This window comes from Streptosporangium sp. NBC_01469, from assembly GCF_036227305.1.
Lineage (GTDB): Bacteria > Actinomycetota > Actinomycetes > Streptosporangiales > Streptosporangiaceae > Streptosporangium.
The window spans coordinates 10,308,659-10,325,535 of the sequence record NZ_CP109465.1 but is presented as its reverse complement, the minus strand read 5'-3'; the positions used below and the strand labels follow the sequence as shown (position 1 = coordinate 10,325,535).

Below are 16,877 nucleotides of genomic sequence, written 5' to 3'. Positions count from 1 at the left end.
GGAGTTAGATGTCGAGGTCCTCCACGACGGGACGCTCGGCCATGTCGGCGATCAGGTCGTAGAACTCGTCCGGGATCCTGCCGCGCAGCTCCTGGAAGGTGTTCACGACCTCAAGCGTGGCCTCGCCCTGGACGAAGCCCCAGCTTGAGTCGGCCAGGCCGAGATAGCTCCGCCACGCGCCGCGAGAGAGGAGACCCTCCAGCCAGTTGTCGGACCCCGACGTCAGACTGTCCGTCCAGTCGGGCGAGCGGTCCACGTGCAGGACGTATTTGTCCTTACGGGAGCGGTACACCCGGAACATCTCCACCCGGCTGCCCGTCGTGCGTCCCCATTCGCCGAGCAGCACCCCGGAGAAGCGTTGCTTGCGGCCCGTGCCGCCCTGGCCGACCTGCACGATGATCTCCTCGTAGCCCTCCCGGCGGCCCTCCTCCATCTCGACGTAGCGCCGCAACGCCACGCTGATCGCCGTCGACAGCTTGCCTCCGGCGAGCTCCTGTGCCCGCTGGAACAGCGGCAGATCCTCGTCCGAGACGTAGATCGTTTTATTGGGCATCGTTCCATCCTCATCCCGTATACGTATAAGCCTACGTATAGAGTGAGGTGCACGGCAAGACTCTTTAGGAATTTCGCGTTATGTCGCGTCTTCTCACCGGTCGGCCGGTGTCTTGGAGGAAGATCGGCCCAGGTGCCTCAGGCGTCGTCCTGGGTGAGTAGCCGTGACCCCTCGTAGGGGTTGACGAGAACGGTGCCGCTGACGAGCGACGGGGTGTACGACCAGGTGTTGCGACCCCTCGCATAGGTGATGAGGATCGCTGTGGTCTCCTCCAACGGTCGGCGAAACTCGATATCTCCCGCGAGCGGGAAGCGGAATTTCTCGCGGCGCGGGAACGAGAAGAATCAGAAAGGTCAGTGGTCGGACCAGAGCCCTGTGACCGCCAGCGCCTCCGCCGGGGAGGAAACGTGCCTGACACCGGCAACTGGATGCCCCTCGCGATCGAGGAGCCTCCAGCCGCCGAGCTGGACCACGGGGATCCGGCCGCGACGCATCGCGAGCGCCAGCTCCGACAGTGTGCCCCACGATCCGCCGACGACGATCACGGCATCACCCGAGTTGACGATGATGTTGTTCCGTGCCTCCCCAACGCCGGTCGGAATCACGATCGAGAGGTCCGGGTTGGCGTGCTCTTTGTCTGCCCGGGACGGGATGCCGACCACTGTCCCGCCCGCCGAGCGGGCACCGGACGCCACGGCGGCCATCACCCCCGTGTAGCCACCGCAGATCACCACCGCGCCGCGCTCCGCCAGTAGCCGACCGACCTCGCGGGCGTTGAACCTGTCTTCGTCTGTGCAGTCGCGCGGACCACAGACTGATACCTGAATCGTCACGGTGAGATCTTGCCAGCAGGTAATAACTACCGGCCAGGGATCTCCGGAGTGACCGCAGGGTGAGCAATGAACAACATGGTCTGCTCGCGCAGGTCGAGGATGAGGGGCGTGGACTCGGTAAGGGCCAGTTGCTTGTCGATACGCTGAACCCGCTGTACGACTGGGACTGTCCGCAACTCCGGCCGGGTGTCGAGTACACCTCGAAGCGACTCGGCTGCTCCATCCAGTTCGCCAGCTGTCAGCTGTGCTGCCACCAGGTCGAGAGTCACCGCGGCGAGCAGGCTTGGCCCCTGGTCATTGGGATCGGTGGACAGCAGATACACCGACTCCCGCGCATGCTCTTGGGCGTGCTGCAGGTCCTCGCGACTCCCCATTGCGTGGTATGCCTCGCTCGCGTAGTACGCAGCCTTGCCGGTTGAAAAGCGAAATACGCCCGGCTCTTCGATGAGCTCTGTCTCAGTCCCGGCCTCCCGGACATCAATGGCGGCTGCGATGACCCGAGAGAACTCGGAACGATCTTGCATCGCCGCGACGGCGCGGGCCTGCTGGCTCACCAGCCGCAGCATGTCTGATCCGGCCGTGGCGGTCTCGCGCGCCGTGTTGGCAATGTCAGCGGCGCGACGGTAGTCGCCTCGCCAGTAGGCGACGTTGGACTGCACCCACCGAGCGTAGCTGCGCAGGCGGTTGTCTTCGGTGAGCTCGGCGCATACGAGGGCGGTACGGATGTGTGTCTCCGCCTCGTACGGGTGATTCAGGTCGGCGCTGATGTGGGCGAGCAGCGCGCACAACTTACCCACCACGAGGTATAGGCGTCGTTCCTGATCGAGTGGGTGGCGGCTGTCCAGCACGGTGAAGACTTCGTTGCGCAGCTCGGCGACGTGGCGGAATGCGACGTATGGCGGGCGGCGCAGGTACTCCACCGCGAGCTGGCCCACGTCGGCGTCGAATTGGTCAAGGGTATGCTCGTCCACCCGGCGGATGCGCCGGGTGAATTGGGCCGAGTCGTCAGCGACCGTGACTATCTCCTCATGGGCTGTGGGGCCTGGCCTGGTTTCGTATGGTTCTCTCCAGTATGCGTGGTCACCTTCGCTAGGAACTGCCCGGGGTGGCATAGGCGTCATAAGCGGTGGAGGCGCGAACAGCTCATTAACGGAATGTTCGAACAGGTGCTCCAGAATGCGGCAGCATAAGGGGCGAGGAAGCCTCTTGATCTCTCCGGCGCGCCAGCGTTCCCACTGCCGTTCACTGACTACGTACGTGCTGTTCATGCTTCGGGACGCCTCTCCGAAGGCAGCAATGGCGTCGGCCGATGTCCAGTGGCGTCGCGCTGCCAGCGACGCGAGCAGTGTGGGATAGCCCATTCTTTTCTGCTTTCTCCTTAGACGGGGCGGCATGGCCGGCGCGCTTCTCTAGTAATGCCGAGATTCAGTTAGAGCGCTATGGCATCGACGCGGTATGTCGTCCAAGCGTCGAAAGATGACGCCCTTATGTCGTCGTGTTGTCACTCTCCGTGCGGTCATGGTGTAGAGGGACGCTGCAAGACGGATTCCGATCGCATGCGGAGGCGTAACCGTGATGCCCGACCTGGCAATGATCTCTACGGAATCGCTGGCCGCCGAGATGCGATTGGCTCTGCGCCTCGCCACAGCTTCGACCCAGTACGGCGCCTTTGCTGTCCCCTCGGTGGGGCATCGTAGAGGCCTGCCGTTCCCAGATGGCCCTGGGACGCACCACCGGTTTTCCTTCCGGGGAGGCGTCCCGCAGCAGCTCGCGCTGACCGTGCTGGACGACGGAACAGCGGCCGGGCGCTTCCACGGCGGGGCGGGGTTCATGATGCTCCGCTCCCAACGTCGAGCTGAGCACGCCGAAGCGGAGGAGGCGGGGCGCCCTTTGGTGACCCGGTTCGACCCTCGCACCCTGAAGGACCTGACCGGACGGCGGGATGGCGCGATGCTGATGCTCGCCGCTTTGTGCCCGGGCATCCTCACCGACGCCGGACGAGAACAGCACGGCAGCCAGTGGCGACACACTGTACGGTTACGCGACCTGGCCAGCACCGCCTCAGCGGTGTGCGCGGTCACGCCTGGGGCGGCGGAGTTAGAGGTCACCCAGTACGGGGATCGGGATCTGTGGGACGAGTTGCAGGCCGCCTACATGGCCTGGGGTCGTGCTGGTCAGCCCGGCCGAGACAGGTTCGGCATGACCGTGAGCCTCGATGGCCAGCGGATATGGCTAGATCACCCCATGAAAGTTCTCACGCCCTAAGCCGGTCGTGACACGGAGAAAGCAGACTCTCTCCGTGCCGCCGTGATCAGACCCGTGAGCGGCGAGGAGTATCGGACCGCTTGCCCTGTGGGACTGAGCTCGACAGGAGTTTTGTTGCCTGGATCTCCTAACCGCGAGGAGGATCATGCCGCCGGACCTGCTTCAAACGTCGCCTTACCTCACTCATGTCGCGCCGGGTACCGATCCATCGGTCATCTACCTGACCGACACCTTCGGACCGACCTTTCCCCAGGGGGATCCTCCGGCGGCCGACGTAGTTTTCGGGATCATCGGGCTCGACCGCCAGATTGTGTGGCAAAACGACCAGCGGGTGCTGGAGCTGCTCACGACGTGCGCGCCGCAGCCCTACAGTGTCCAGCAGCTGGTGGGACGATTCGGGGCCGATCGGGTCGGCGCGGCTGTTGGCCGCACCTGGCTGCAGAGGCCCGACGATCTGTGCCGGGAGTATCGGCTGGTGTCAGGGGAGATCGAGGTCACCGCCCATTGCAACTGGGGTTGTCGTTTCTGCCCCGTCGCCAATGACCCGAAGCCCCGTCAGACCATGCCGATGGACCTGTTCGAGGAGATCATCGCCAAGTTGGCCGAGGTCGAAACGATCGACTACGTGACCTTCCAGTTCTTCAACGAACCCACCTTGGACAAGTACTTCACCGACCGTGTCGCGGTGCTGGCCCGGTACGGCCTTCAGCTCGCGCTCTACACCAACGCCTCAGGACTCAACCGCGACAAAATCGACGCTCTGAGCCGCCACGGCGTTCTCCGGCATCTCATCGTCAACCTGCCCAGCACCGACCCACAGGAGTTCGCGGAGCTCACCGGATCACGCAGTTACCGGCGTACCGTGCAGAACCTAGAGCAGGCGATCCGCGCCGGATTCCGCGTCCAGATCGTGGTAAACGGTGTCGGTGAACGCCTGGTGCGCAACCTCACCGAAGTGGCTCGCCGGTATGAGCCACTCGGGGTTGAGGTCTCCCCGAGTCTGACGTGCGACCGGGTAGGCGAAGTGGGGGCGGAGTACTTCCAGGATGTGCGGATGGGCGGCCGACTCACTGGATGCGGGTGGCCGGTCCACCACGCCAACGTCAGCGTTCGCGGTGACCTGTTCTTGTGCTGCAACGACTACTACCAGCGCGAGGTGTTCGGGAACATCCGCGACGGCTCGATCGACGACCTCATGAGCAATGACGACGCGGTGCGCCTGCGAAGGCGTGTTTTTGGGGTGGCCGAGGCCGCCGACGATTTCCTGTGCCGACGCTGCCACAACCAGAAACTCGACTTTCCCGGCCGGGACTTCCGGCCCATCGCGACCTTCGGATAATCGGATAAGAGGCATCATGTCGCAGCCAGTGCGGGTCTGGTACGTCGCCGCCCAGCGGCTATGCAACTTCGACTGCCCATACTGCGTGTCCATCGGGTCCTGGGCCAAGAGCCGCCGCTATGACTGGAAAGACCCCGGCGACCGGGAGACGTTCACTGCGATCACGGCCTGGCTCGGGTCGCGGCCCTTCGAGGTCGAGGTGCGCCTAGGCAGTCTGGGCGAGCCTTTTGCCTCGCCGTTCTTCCTGGAAAGGGCGGGCTGGCTCACCCAACGACCGGGCGTGCGGTATGTGGAACTGCTGTCCAACGCCTCCTTGTTGAAGCAGCGGCTGCCCACCATCGAATCTGCGGCCAACCTCGGGAAGCTGTCGCTGTGGCTCACCTGGCACGAGGACCAGATGAGTCTGGAGAAGTTCATCGGCGCCGCCCGCTTCGCGCAAGAGGAGTACGGCTGCTTCGTCGTGGTGAACGCTCTGCTGTTCAACGACACCGCGACGGTCGACCGGGTGAAGATCGCGGCGCTGGAGGCTGGACTGCGGTTCAACGCCGACCTCGGCTACGACCCCTTCGCCCCGTCTGAGTCCTTCGAGCACACCGGCGACGCCGCAGCGGCGGTCCCGCTGATGCGGACCGCGGATGCGCTGAGCGCTGTGGTCGCCTGCGGCGGCGACGGCGCGCTCACCGAGGTTGCCCTACTGGGTCTGACCTCCCCGCTGGGCCGTCCCTGCCGCGCCGGCCACGACTACCTGTTCATCGACATCCACGGTCAGATCTACCGGTGTTCGCGATACGCGGTCATGGACCGGAACTCCGATGGCAACATCTTGGACCCGGCGTTCGAGCTGAGCCTGCGCCCCGAGCGGTGGGCGCCGTGCGAGGCGGCCAGCGGCTGCTGCAACAAAGAGGATTTCCTGAACCTTCAGGCAGCTGACGGTCTACGAAGAGACGGCATTCCCAGTCTCGGCTGGACCGACGCCTGAGCACCGATAACCCCTTGTGGAGGAACCCATGCTGCTCGGTGACCTGTCTTGGCCGGACTTTGAGTCCCGGGCCCACGACGGCTACGCCATCGTGCCCGTCGGAGCCGTGGAACCCCACGGCCCTCATCTGCCGCTCGCGACCGACACAATGATCAGCGAGTACTTCGCCAGGCGGCTCGCGGCCGACCTGGACGGCGGGTATGTCACGCCCTCGATCGGCTACGGCGTCGCCACCCCGCCGTTCCGTCTCGGAGGAACCTTTCCCGGTGTCATCAGCATCAGCGGATCGACGTTCATGAACCTCATTGGCGACGTGTTGGTGGCACTCGCCCGCGACGGCGTCCGCAGGTTCGTCATCGTCAACTCCGCGATCGACAACGTGAGTTTCCTGTGCGAGGCAGCGCGGCTGCTGACCGCCGGTGTCCCCCACGCCCGCGTCATGATCGTCAACTGGTGGGACGTCGTCGGCGAACAGTTCCGTGACGACCTGGCCGACGAGACCGGCGTTGCCCGTGACAACGATCACCACGCGGCGCTGGTCGAGTCGAGCCTGGTCATGCACATCGCCCCCGACTCTGTTCAGCCTGACCAGCTCTCCAGCGCCTCCCCCTCCGAGCGGGCACCGCGCAGGATGCGCTATCACGTTTTCCCCCTGCCAGCAGATGCCACGACCGACTCCGGCATCGTCTACATCGCGGACAAGGCCAGTGCTGGCATCGGCGAGCGAGTCGCCGAACAGGTCGCTACGCAGATGAGGGCCGCGGTTCGCCGGGAGTTTGCCGACCACGACCAGAGCCACCAGGCCCCGCTCGCGGACAGGCAAGGAGCCATCCCATGAGACGATCACAAACCGGCGAGGACACCAAAGACAGCGGCGTGTTCTTCTTGTTCTCCCCGTCTGCTTCCTACCCACAGCCTTTCGCCTGTCTGATCGACCGTCGCGCCCGGATCGTGCACGCCTGGAGCAGCGCGCTCGAACAGCCCGACCCCGCGCTCGACCCGCCGACCTACCTGCGGGGCTGGAATCATGTGGAACTGGACGGCGAGGGAAACCTGTATGCCCTGGTTCCGCTTCATTCGTTGCTGAAACTCCGCCCGGACTCCACTCTCGCCTGGAGGGCCCAGCTGCCGGTGCATCACGACCTGGACATCGGCTTGACCGGTGTCCATGTGCTCACCGAGGAGCCTCGGTTGATCCCATGGCGCGGCGGCACCCACGTCCTGCTGGACAACACGGTGACGATTCTCAGCCGCGACGGTGACTTCCTCGTAGCCCATTCACTGTACGACGTACTCATCTCCCACCCCACCCTGCGGTCGCTGATCGACGACGAGATCGGGCGCCGCAGAGCGAGTTCACCGGATCTCGACGCCGTAGCACGCTCCTACATCCTGAACCGGTCGAGCGGCTATCACCGGGGACGAGAGGTTTCCCGGCTTCTACGGGACCTGCCTGGCTCGCCCGCCGATGTGCTGCACGCCAACACGGTCGAGATCCTTGACGCCCATCCTGCTGGGATATGGGGACACGGCGATGTGCTGGTCTCCTTGCGAGATCTCAACCTGATCGCGGTGCTTGACCTGGCGGCCCGGTCGGTGCGGTGGTGGTGGGGGCCTGGTGAGCTGTCGGGCCAGCATCAGCCCTCCGTCCTGCCCGGCGGCACCGTACTCGTCTTCGACAACGGTCACGGGGTGGGCCGCTCCCGAGGGCTGGAGATCGACCCGAGCAGTAACTCGATCGTGTGGCAGTACACAGCCGACCCACCGGAAAGTCTGTTCTGCGCGATGGCCGGCGGCTGCGAAAGGCTCCCGAACGGCAACATCCTGATCAGCGACGCCCAAGCCGGCCGGGCCATCGAAGTGACCCGCGATGGGAGAACCGTATGGGCCGTCCAGATCCGCACTATCCGATCGTCGTCCGCCGTCTCCCGCACAGAGCTCTACCGCATCTCAGCGGTCCCCGCCCCGGTCGTCACGACCCTGTACGGTGGCGACGAGGCGGCCCGGCGTCTGGCTCACGAACGGGTGCGGTGCGAGCTCGGCGACGATGTCCGTCTCGATCTCAGGAGCGCTCCGTGATCAGTGTGATCATCCCTACCGCCGACCGTCCGGGGCCACTGCACCGGGCACTACGCAGCCTGTCGCGCCAGAGGTTCCGCGACTTCGAGGTCATCGTCGTACGCGACGGCGGCCGATCGTCGCGTCCAGTCGTGGACAGCTGGAGGTTTGAGCTGCGGCTGACACTGCGCGACGTCGATCCTCGCCAGGGTGTCTCCCACGCCCGCAACGTTGGCCTGGCCGCAGCCTCGGGGGAGTACGTCGCCTTCCTCGACGATGACGACATCTACCTGCCCGGCCACCTGGAGGTGGCCCACCGGATCCTGCGCCGGGGCGACGCCGACACCGTCTACGGCGGAGCGCTGGTCAGCCCCCGCTGGATCGAGGCCATTCCCCGCTCCCCGCACACACTGCCTCGCAAGGACTATCCCTTCGACGACCTGTTCCTCCTGGTCGCCAACTTCATCCACACCGGCTCGGTCGTCACCCGCAACTTCACCCCCACGACGGTCCGCTTCGACGAGCAGATGACGCATTGTGAGGACTGGGACATGTGGCTATCACTGCGGCGGACCCTTGGCCACCGCTTCGCGTTCCTTGGCGAGATCACCTGCGTCTACCACCAGGTCCCACAGGCCACCAGCGCGGTCTCTGCGGCATACCGAACCAGTCCCACCCCCTTCACCCTCGCCCGCGCCCGCCTGTACGACAAATGGCCGACCGCAAACCCGCTCGTCGCCGCCCACCGCGATTGGTTCCGGCAGTTCGACGACCGCCTCGACACCTGCATCGAGCTCGAACACCCCATCCCCGCGCACAGCTACGAACATGCTGTCCGCGCGCTCCACACCGACTTCACCTTCGCCGTCCCGCCCAGCGCGGCCCTGCTAGACGCTCTCTTGCCCGAAACTTCCCTCGCCCCAAGCGTCCCTGGATCCTCTTCTCCCGAGACCGATGGTCACTTGCGCGCGGCAGCCCATGTCTCGCGGTGACAGCGTGGCAGCACCCTACGATGGCTTCGCCGAGACCTTCGCCGACGAAGCATCCGGCAGCGCTTACAACGCCTTCTACGACCGGCCCACCGTCCTCGATCTCATCGGTGACGTCAACGGCCAACGCGTTCTGGACGCCGGGTGTGGGCCCGGTCTGTACCTGGCCGAACTAGTCGCGCGAGGCGCCGATGCCATCGGATTCGACCAAAGCGCCGACATGGTCCGGTACGCCCGCCGACGCCTTGGCCCCGGCGTATCCGTATACCAACACGACCTTGATGACCCCCTTGACCGGATGCCCGACGCCACTGTTGACCTCATCCTCGCGACGTTGGTCATCCACTACGTCCGCGACCGCGTTGCCGCCCTGCGCGAACTACATCGTGTCCTGCGCCCGTGGGGACGGCTTGTCCTGTCCACCAGCCACCCGGCTGCTGACTGGCTTGCCGACGGCGGCAGCTACTTCGACGCCCGACACGTCGAAGAGACCTGGTCCTGTGGCCTGCTCCACAGATACTGGCGTCAGCCCCTCCAGCGCTGGGTCGAGGAGTTCACCGCCGCGAACTTCACCATCGAACACCTGGTGGAACACCGGCCCGTACCGAAAATGGCGCACCGGCACCCAGCCGAATACATCAAACTCTCCCGCGAGCCCGGATTCATCGCTTTCCGTCTCGTCAAGCGCCCTACCCAAGCCCCATGCTGACCGAGAAGTAGACAGAACAGCTGTGCTGAACTGCAAAAATACACTATGACATTGCCGACGCTGGCCGTCGTGAGCGGTCCACCCGGAACGGGCAAGACGACGCTCGCACACGAGCTCGCCCATCAGCTCGGGTGCCCTGCGATCATCCGGGATGAAATCAAACAAGGGATGGTCCTGGCCACCCCGGGATTCACGCCCAGCTCAGAAGACCCGCTTAATCTTCCCACGTTGACCGCGTTCTTCACCGTGCTGCAGGTCCTGCTCCGTGCTGGCGTGACAGTGGTCGCCGAGGCCGCTTTCCAGGACCGGCTGTGGCGCCCGAACCTGGAACAGCTCGCTGATCTCGCACATATCCGGGTCATCCGCTGCACGGTTCCGGCAGAGATCGCCCAGGGGCGGATCGCTCAGCGCGCCGAGCACAGCAAACACCGGGCGGCACACGCTGATCACGATCTCCTCAAAGCCATCGCGGCGGGACAACACTCAATCGAGTCCTTCGCGCCGATCTCTCTGAACGTCCCCACGCTGATAGTGGACACCGCGAACGGCTACAGCCCCGATATTCAGCACATCGCCGCCTTTGTCGGACCATCGCCACAGAACGGTTCCCCAGCCAACGCAAGATGACCTGTTGCGACCCCTCGCAGGGAGTGACGAGGACGTGATGTGAGGCTCCGCTGGCGTCCCAGCACCCGATTGGTGGACTGTTCGGGTGCTGGTGATGCCTGGAATTCAAGCCAGGGTGTCGAACTCGCCGCTCTTGACGCCGCCGATGAAGGCTCGCCACTCGCCGGGAGTGAAGGCCAGGCGGGGGCCGTCGGGGTTCTTCGAGTCACGCACCGCGTACGCGCGGTCGTGCCGCTCGTTCCCGACCTTCGAGATCACCGCGACCTCGACGCAATTTTGTCCGTTTCCGCTTCGCGAGCTCTTGCGCCACACTTCGCCGGCCGGTTCTGACGCGGACATCATGCCTCCTGACATCAGGTCTTCAATCTAGGTCGAAAGCGCCGACCTTGACACCGTTGACGAAGGTCTGCCAGTCACCGGGAGAGAAGATCAACGCGGGACCGTGTGGGTTCTTGCTGTCGCGAACAGCCACGATGCCGGTGAGGTTACCGGCGACCTCGACGCACTGGCCGTTGCCACCGCTGCGGCTGCTCTTACGCCACTCGGCGCGGGACAGATCTGGTGCGGTCATCCCGCCTCCTAACATCAGGTTTTCTGCGCGAAGTCGGCAGTCAGCTTACGTGAGGCTTCGGGGCTGAGTGCCAGGCCGCGAAGATAGTCAAAGACCAGGTTATACCGGTTAATCTCGACCTCTGCCTCCAGGAAAAGATCACCGGCCATGCTTTCGAGGTACACGATATCTGGGTCAGGTGCCGGGAAGTGAAGGACGGCGAACGAACCTTGTATACCAGGGTGGGCACCGACATCGAACGGGATGACCTGGAAGGTCACGTTAGGTATGGCACTCACTTCGATCAGGTGCTCAAGCTGCTTCCGCATGATCTTCGCGCCGCCGACGCGACAGTGCAGGGAAGCTTCGGAGACGATGGCCGACAGTTGAAGAGGAGTGCTGCTCGTTAGAAGCTTCTGGCGTTCCATCCGCGCTTGCACCCGGCTGTCAACGTCGTCACCGCTGATGGCAGGTAGTACGCCCCTGACGAGTGCCTCGGCGTACTCCTGGGTTTGGAGAAGGCCGGGCATGTAAAGCGACTCGTAGTTTCGTACGGATTCCGCTTCTGACTCGAACCCGATGTAGGTCGTGTAGTGCTCAGGCAGTTCGGAGGGGAAGGAGTGTAGCCATCCGCGCTGTGCGGCTTCCCGAGACAGCGCTATGAGTTCCGTGCGATGGGGCTCCGGGACGCCGTAAAGATCGAGAAGTGTCTGAAGGGTGCGGGCCTGCGGACGGGCTTTGGCGGTCTCGATCCGGTACAGGGTGACGGTGTTGATGGACGTGCGAGCTGTCACGTCCTCTCGCGTCATCTGCGCAGAGTCGCGGAGTTGCCGCAGCTCAGCGGCGAGGCGGCGGAGCCGAACGGTTGAGACGTGGCGACGGCCGGACACGGGGTCCCCTTCTGGCTGGATGGCGCAACCCGAGTTTGCCGGTGATCTCGTCGCAAGACAACTTAGGTAAAGATGAGTTCGCAGTGTTGCGAAAGTAAGGCAGCGCATGCAAACTTGTGTCGAGGTTTCCAGGCTTGGCAATCACAAGCACGGAAAGTCATCAGACGGTTACCTGTCGACGATTTCGGGCTGTCCAGCGGGGAGTGAGGCGAAGTGCGCGATCCGCAGCAAGAGCAGTACATCCACCTGGTACGACTCGGTTGGGACCTGCGGGTTCTCGGGGTTTCCAGCTCGTTGGTCGTTCCGGCCGCCGGGGCGCCGCTGCTGGAGGTCATGACCACTGATGGGGTACGGGTGCGTGTACAGGTGACCCGCCGCGCGTGTGGGTGGGCCTTCGTCTGGCGGCCGTGGTGGTCGGTGATCTGGCGGCGCGGTGAGTGGGTCTCAGCGGGGGCCGACAACGCGGCCGACATGATCGCGTCGGCGGTGGCCGCGTGAGCGCGCCGGAGCGGACCGGCCACGGCGCGATGGTCGCGGTGATCAGGCGCTGGGACGGGCTGCGCATCGTAGGGCAGCGTGATTTTCGAGGAGTCGCGCAGTCGGCGGGGGCCGCTCGCAGGTGGGTGGTGGAACTGCTGGGCGGCCACGCGCCCGCCGAACTGCTGGAGACGGTCGAGCTGCTGGTCAGCGAGGTGGTGACGAACGCCGTGCTGCACAGCGACTCGGCCGGGCCCGAGGGGCTGGTGACGGTCTGCGTGGGCCTCGGCCGCGACCTGATCCACGTCGAGGTGATTGACGACGGCTCGGCCGTCAACGTTCCCGAGGTACGGGCGACCGACGGCGAGAGCCTCAGCGGGCGCGGCCTGGGCTGGGTGAACCTGCTGGCGAGCGTCTGGGGCAGCAGCCAGGACGAAGGCGGCGGAGCGGTCTGGTTCCAGCTCGCGAACGATCATGCCTCGGGACCCGGTTCTCACCTTTCCAACTGATGTCCTTCACGGCCGGATCCGAGCATTCGAAGTGATCGCGGACGGTAAGTCGTGGCCAGGTCAGGGATGGGTCAGGCGGTCGTAGACCACAGCGGCCGTCAGGCCGTAGGCCAGGTGCGGGACGATGTCGGAGACCCATGACGACGCGCTCCAGTCGCGCGGGTCGGTCAGGCCGAGCGCGGCGAGCGGGACGACGCTCGCGGTCATCGCCATCGCCGACAACCCCAGGGCGGCCACCGGCAGCGGAACACGCCGGTCTTCGGCGAGCAGCCCGTAGAGGGCGCCGACTCCCAGACCCGTCGCGTACCCGAGCAGCGCGCCCAGGCCCTCGCGCCTGCTGTCGGCGGTCTCTCCCGAACCGAGGTCGGTACCGGCACGGTCGGCCAGCTTGCCCGCTGCCTGGGCCGGTAACCCACTCGCCGGACGGCCGCGTACGGTCATGTCCAAATAACCCGCGAGGTCCAGCGCGGTGGTGCCCGCCGCACCCGCGAGGATTCCCGCCGTCAGGCTCACGGCCGCCGCCTCCCCGCCGGTGCGGTACCACCGGACGTCGGTGCGGCGTCACCGGACCGGAGCGGTACGACCGGATCGTGGACGCGTCCCGGTCTCGCGGTGGTCTCGCCGCGGGTCGGCGTCTGCGGGCGTCTAGGTCCCGCGATGGTCTCGCCGCCGGTCCGCGCCGCCGGGTGTCGCCGCCGCACGACCGTGTTCCGTCCCTGTGACATGCGTTCTCCCCCGAGTCGGCAGTGAGGTCGATATGCCCGCCGCCGTCATGACCAATCTCGCACCGGACACGTGCCCCCGGAGGTCTACGATGTAGAACAGTGATTCGGACGCGGGGAGAAAAGTGAGTGCGGGGGAGCGCGGGAACACGCACGGGCGGCTCAGCCGTGAGCTGTTCGTCGAGGCGGCCCTCACCCTGATCGATCGCGACGGAGTGGACCGGCTGTCGATGCGCCGGCTCGGCACCGAACTCGGCGTCGATCCCATGGCCGTCTACTACTACCTCCCCAACAAGGCCGCGGTGTTCGACGCGGTCGTCGAGGCGTTGTACGCGGAGATGGAGCGGGAGCCCGCACCGGAGAGCCTGTCGTGGCGCGAATACCTGGTCTGGTTCTTCTCGCGGATGCGCTCGGTGCTCAGACGTCATCCGCACGCGATCGGCACTTTCGCCACCCGCCCCTCGTACGCCCCGTCCACGCTGCGGAGCGGTGACCGGGCACTCGGGGTCGTCATGCGATCCGGCCTGTCCGCCCGGCAGGCGCTGATCCTGGTCAACTGTCTCAGGGGCTTCACGATCGGCCGGTTGCTGGCGGAGGTCTCCGATCCCGTCGGCGGCCCGACCCTGGAGTCGGAAGAGGCCCGGTCGGCGATGGACGCGGAGACGTTTCCCCACCTGGCACTCGCCATAGCCGAGGGCTACGACGCCGACGAGCAGTTCGAGCTGGGGATCGAAGCCCTGATCGCGGGCTTCGAGCAGACGATGCCGCCATAGTGCTCCAGCGGCGCTTTGGGATCTATGCCGGTAGTGGCGTCGGCGAACCTGGGCTTGATGACGACGTCGCCACCGTGACCATCGCGAAATATCCTCGATGAATCGAGCCGAGGACGGGTACGGCGAGCAGCCGGCTGGTTCTGGAGATGAGTGCTGGAAGCGCCTGTCGGTTATGCCGGTACAAGCTCCTGACCGACGCCTGGTCCCGCCGCCGCGTTACCCGACCGATACGCTGACGTTCCAACCTGGAACCCTTCGGCAGAGTTGTTCAGATACATGGACCGTTACGAGGGGTTCCAGGAGTTCGTACGCGTTCGTCAGCAATCGCTGATGCGGACGGCGTACCTGCTCACCGGGAACGCCCATCTCGCCGAGGATCTGCTGCAGACGGTCCTTGTCCGTGTCGCCGCGCACTGGGCCAAGATCGCCGACGGTAATCCCGAGGCGTACGCCCGCAAAGCCCTGGTGAACCAGACCATCTCGTGGCGTCGGCGCAAGCAGGTCGAGCTGCCCGGGGCCGAACTGCCCGAGCGGGCCGAGTCCGGGCAGTCGCATGACGAGGCGACCGTGCGCCGCATCGCCCTGCGCCACGCGCTGGCCCAGCTCACGCCTAAGCAGCGGGCCGTGATCGTGCTGCGCTTCTACGAGGATCGTACCGAGCACGAGACCGCGCAGCTCATGGGCGTCTCAGTCGGCACCGTCAAGAGCCAGACCAACTACGCGCTGTCGAAACTGCGCGCGCTCGCCCCTCAGGAGGTGTATCGATGAAAACGCTACGCGAGGATCTGCGGACGCTGGCCGAGCAGGCGCCCACCGTCGATCTGGCGGCTCGGGCGGTTCAGGGCGCCCGCAGAAGGCGAGCGAACCGCATGGCCGTGGTCACGGCCGTCGTGCTGTGCGTGATCTCCGGTGGCGGCGTCGCGCTGCTCCAGCAGGTGTCCCCCGCACCCCAGATCCTGCTCGCGCCTCCGGAGACCACGGTGCTCCCACTGCCGGGGAAGGGAATCGGACCGGTCGAGCAGGCGTACCGGCCCAGTTGCCGAGGCAACAGCGGGTCGTGCGCCAAGGACGCCTGGCGGATCGTGACGCGTGAAGGCGACACCTACGAGCTGGCCGAGGCGGCGACGGGGCCGCTGGCGGTCACGGCGGACGGCCGCAGGGTCGCGTACTACAGCTCGAAGCAGCGCGGGATCGTGGTACGCGACCTGGCGAGCGGCCGGGTCTGGAAGTCACCGCTGAAACAGCCCGAGGAGGACTTCGCGGTCGAGTACACGCTGCGACTGTCGCCCAGCGGGCTACGGTTCATCGTGTCGGGGTGGGGTGGGCGTCGAGAGCCGAACAAGCTGGTGGACGTGGAGCGCAAGACCGTGACCGACCTCGCCCGGGGATGGTGGCCGGTGAGCGTGTCGGACGGGTCCGGACCCGTCGTGCTGGCCAAGCCGTATGACATGACCAGCCGGGTGTGGGTGCTCGGCCACGATCCGATCACCATCCAAGACTTCACGTACTACTACAGCGCCCTCGCACCCGACGGGCGGACGCTCGCCAGGCTGGGGCAGACCTTCGATCGGAATCGAGAGCCGATGATTCAGCTGGACGGCTCGATCGTCGTCTTCGACGCGATTCGTGGCGGCGGGGGGACCCGTGTTCCGATAGCCGGCCTTCCGGAAGGGGTCGTTCCCTCAAAGCTCGGGAGCTGGCTGAACGACACGGAACTGACCGTGCTCGCCGGATTTCAGGGGGGGAACGAGCCGGCGTCGGTGGTGTACGCGGTGAACGTGCGGACGGGCGAGAGCCGGGAGCTGTTCGCGCTGCGTGACGGTGACTCGATCGTGGTGCCGGGACTCATCCGCTGACCGCGGCCGTATCCGCGCATCACCAGGTGCAGGGCGAGGTCGGCCTCAACAGGCGGCCTCGCCGGCAGGACGTGCCGACACCGGAACGACGGTGGTCGTGCCGGTGGCAGGATGAAGCCGAGGTGAAGGTGGAGGGTCCCATGGGTCAGGCGGACGCGTTTCAACGACTTACCTGACCTCTCAGGTCAGTGCGACCGGCCGCCGGATGGCTTGTCCGTCGAGCACTCCTCCGCGAGGGCCTCCTCGAACCACCTCATGTCCCGCACCAGCTGGTGCCGGTTCAGGCGCATGATCAGCGTCAGCAGCGGATATCTCGCCTTCGCGGTGAGCTCGACGTTCCACACGACGCGCGTGCCTCCCGGGACCTGCTCGAACCGGAAATCCCACACCGCGCGTCTGAAGGTCGGCGAGTTCGTCACCTCGATCCGCGCGTGCCGCTCCGGCTCGTACTCGGCCACCCGGTACGACGTCGTGATGCCCGCCCGCCGGTCTCCTGATCTCTTCGGGCCGACGGTGTCGAACGTGTAGCCCGCTCTCACCGGCCCGTCGCTGGTTAGCACGACCTCGGCCACGCTCCGGTCCCACTTCAACTGGTTCATGGGGTCGACGGAGAAGTCCCACACCTGTGTCCTGGGGTAGGGGACGTCCAACTCTGTGTGGATGCGCATGAAACCCACTTTCTACGGTGTAGAGCGATTCTACACCGTAGAAAAGCAGTCGCGGGCCGGTCCGGCTTCGGCCTCGGTGT

At 65.6% G+C, this 16,877-nt stretch carries 22 protein-coding genes; 13 read left to right on the top strand and 9 right to left on the bottom strand.

Features of this window, described 5'->3' with window-relative positions:
• Positions 1-4 precede the first annotated feature (4 nt).
• The 4 genes from OG587_RS45055 to OG587_RS45040 form a co-directional block, all read right to left on the bottom strand.
• Positions 5-553 carry an EXLDI protein gene (locus OG587_RS45055; RefSeq protein WP_329085097.1) on the bottom strand — a complete coding sequence of 183 codons (549 nt, stop codon included), beginning with the start codon at positions 551-553 and terminating at the stop codon, positions 5-7.
• Positions 554-690: 137 nt separating this feature from the next.
• Complete coding sequence (locus OG587_RS45050) at positions 691-828, bottom strand: hypothetical protein (RefSeq protein ID WP_329085095.1); 138 nt, start codon at positions 826-828, stop codon at positions 691-693.
• Positions 829-906: 78 nt separating this feature from the next.
• Entirely contained in the window at positions 907-1,386 is a 480-nt protein-coding gene (locus OG587_RS45045) for a TIGR00725 family protein (RefSeq protein ID WP_329085093.1), read from the bottom strand.
• Between the two features lie 26 nt (positions 1,387-1,412).
• A complete protein-coding gene (locus OG587_RS45040; protein WP_329085091.1) occupies positions 1,413-2,357 on the bottom strand; it encodes a hypothetical protein in 945 nt (314 codons plus the stop codon).
• Positions 2,358-2,958: 601 nt separating this feature from the next.
• On the opposite strand from OG587_RS45040, the gene OG587_RS45035 reads away from it, so the two are divergent.
• The 8 genes from OG587_RS45035 to OG587_RS45000 all read left to right on the top strand — a co-directional run bounded on the left by OG587_RS45035 (position 2,959) and on the right by OG587_RS45000 (position 10,352).
• A complete protein-coding gene (locus tag OG587_RS45035) occupies positions 2,959-3,651 on the top strand; it encodes a hypothetical protein (RefSeq protein ID WP_329085089.1) in 693 nt (230 codons plus the stop codon).
• A 145-nt stretch (positions 3,652-3,796) separates the two neighbouring features.
• Positions 3,797-4,990 carry a radical SAM/SPASM domain-containing protein gene (locus tag OG587_RS45030; protein ID WP_329085087.1) on the top strand — a complete coding sequence of 398 codons (1,194 nt, stop codon included), beginning with the start codon at positions 3,797-3,799 and terminating at the stop codon, positions 4,988-4,990.
• Positions 4,991-5,006: 16 nt separating this feature from the next.
• Complete coding sequence (locus OG587_RS45025) at positions 5,007-5,969, top strand: radical SAM protein (protein WP_329085085.1); 963 nt, start codon at positions 5,007-5,009, stop codon at positions 5,967-5,969.
• A gap of 28 nt (positions 5,970-5,997) precedes the next feature.
• Positions 5,998-6,807: a creatininase family protein gene (locus OG587_RS45020; protein WP_329085083.1), complete on the top strand. Its 810-nt coding sequence runs from the start codon at positions 5,998-6,000 to the stop codon at positions 6,805-6,807.
• On the top strand, positions 6,804-8,048 hold the full coding sequence (locus OG587_RS45015; RefSeq protein ID WP_329085081.1) for an arylsulfotransferase family protein: 1,245 nt from the start codon (positions 6,804-6,806) through the stop codon (positions 8,046-8,048). Before OG587_RS45020 ends, OG587_RS45015 begins: the two co-directional genes overlap by 4 nt.
• A complete protein-coding gene (locus OG587_RS45010) occupies positions 8,045-9,019 on the top strand; it encodes a glycosyltransferase family 2 protein (protein WP_329085079.1) in 975 nt (324 codons plus the stop codon). Before OG587_RS45015 ends, OG587_RS45010 begins: the two co-directional genes overlap by 4 nt.
• A gap of 4 nt (positions 9,020-9,023) precedes the next feature.
• Positions 9,024-9,725: a class I SAM-dependent methyltransferase gene (locus tag OG587_RS45005; protein ID WP_329085077.1), complete on the top strand. Its 702-nt coding sequence runs from the start codon at positions 9,024-9,026 to the stop codon at positions 9,723-9,725.
• A 51-nt stretch (positions 9,726-9,776) separates the two neighbouring features.
• Complete coding sequence (locus tag OG587_RS45000; protein ID WP_329085075.1) at positions 9,777-10,352, top strand: AAA family ATPase; 576 nt, start codon at positions 9,777-9,779, stop codon at positions 10,350-10,352.
• Between the two features lie 105 nt (positions 10,353-10,457).
• On the opposite strand, the gene OG587_RS44995 is transcribed toward OG587_RS45000, so the two are convergent.
• The 3 genes from OG587_RS44995 to OG587_RS44985 are packed head-to-tail and all read right to left on the bottom strand — an operon-like array spanning position 10,458 to position 11,792.
• Positions 10,458-10,691: a DUF397 domain-containing protein gene (locus OG587_RS44995; protein WP_329094210.1), complete on the bottom strand. Its 234-nt coding sequence runs from the start codon at positions 10,689-10,691 to the stop codon at positions 10,458-10,460.
• 22 nt (positions 10,692-10,713) lie between these two features.
• Complete coding sequence (locus OG587_RS44990) at positions 10,714-10,923, bottom strand: DUF397 domain-containing protein (protein WP_329085073.1); 210 nt, start codon at positions 10,921-10,923, stop codon at positions 10,714-10,716.
• A 14-nt stretch (positions 10,924-10,937) separates the two neighbouring features.
• Positions 10,938-11,792 carry a helix-turn-helix domain-containing protein gene (locus tag OG587_RS44985; RefSeq protein WP_329085071.1) on the bottom strand — a complete coding sequence of 285 codons (855 nt, stop codon included), beginning with the start codon at positions 11,790-11,792 and terminating at the stop codon, positions 10,938-10,940.
• A gap of 213 nt (positions 11,793-12,005) precedes the next feature.
• Here OG587_RS44985 and OG587_RS44980 point away from each other — a divergent pair, with 213 nt between their 5' ends.
• Positions 12,006-12,290: a hypothetical protein gene (locus tag OG587_RS44980; RefSeq protein ID WP_329085070.1), complete on the top strand. Its 285-nt coding sequence runs from the start codon at positions 12,006-12,008 to the stop codon at positions 12,288-12,290.
• Positions 12,287-12,778 carry an ATP-binding protein gene (locus OG587_RS44975; protein WP_329085068.1) on the top strand — a complete coding sequence of 164 codons (492 nt, stop codon included), beginning with the start codon at positions 12,287-12,289 and terminating at the stop codon, positions 12,776-12,778. The genes OG587_RS44980 and OG587_RS44975 overlap by 4 nt, the downstream gene beginning before the upstream one ends.
• Positions 12,779-12,838: 60 nt before the next feature.
• Here OG587_RS44975 and OG587_RS44970 read toward each other — a convergent pair whose 3' ends face one another.
• Positions 12,839-13,291, bottom strand: coding sequence for a hypothetical protein (locus OG587_RS44970; protein WP_329085066.1), 453 nt, complete (start codon positions 13,289-13,291; stop codon positions 12,839-12,841).
• Positions 13,292-13,625: 334 nt separating this feature from the next.
• Here OG587_RS44970 and OG587_RS44965 point away from each other — a divergent pair, with 334 nt between their 5' ends.
• The 3 genes from OG587_RS44965 to OG587_RS44955 all read left to right on the top strand — a co-directional run bounded on the left by OG587_RS44965 (position 13,626) and on the right by OG587_RS44955 (position 16,129).
• Complete coding sequence (locus OG587_RS44965; protein ID WP_329085065.1) at positions 13,626-14,273, top strand: TetR/AcrR family transcriptional regulator C-terminal domain-containing protein; 648 nt, start codon at positions 13,626-13,628, stop codon at positions 14,271-14,273.
• Positions 14,274-14,549: 276 nt separating this feature from the next.
• Positions 14,550-15,041, top strand: a complete 492-nt coding sequence (locus tag OG587_RS44960; protein ID WP_329085063.1) for a SigE family RNA polymerase sigma factor — start codon at positions 14,550-14,552, stop codon at positions 15,039-15,041.
• Positions 15,038-16,129 carry a hypothetical protein gene (locus tag OG587_RS44955; protein WP_329085061.1) on the top strand — a complete coding sequence of 364 codons (1,092 nt, stop codon included), beginning with the start codon at positions 15,038-15,040 and terminating at the stop codon, positions 16,127-16,129. The genes OG587_RS44960 and OG587_RS44955 overlap by 4 nt, the downstream gene beginning before the upstream one ends.
• Positions 16,130-16,314: 185 nt before the next feature.
• On the opposite strand, the gene OG587_RS44950 is transcribed toward OG587_RS44955, so the two are convergent.
• Entirely contained in the window at positions 16,315-16,797 is a 483-nt protein-coding gene (locus tag OG587_RS44950; protein ID WP_329085060.1) for an SRPBCC family protein, read from the bottom strand.
• Positions 16,798-16,877 lie beyond the last annotated feature (80 nt).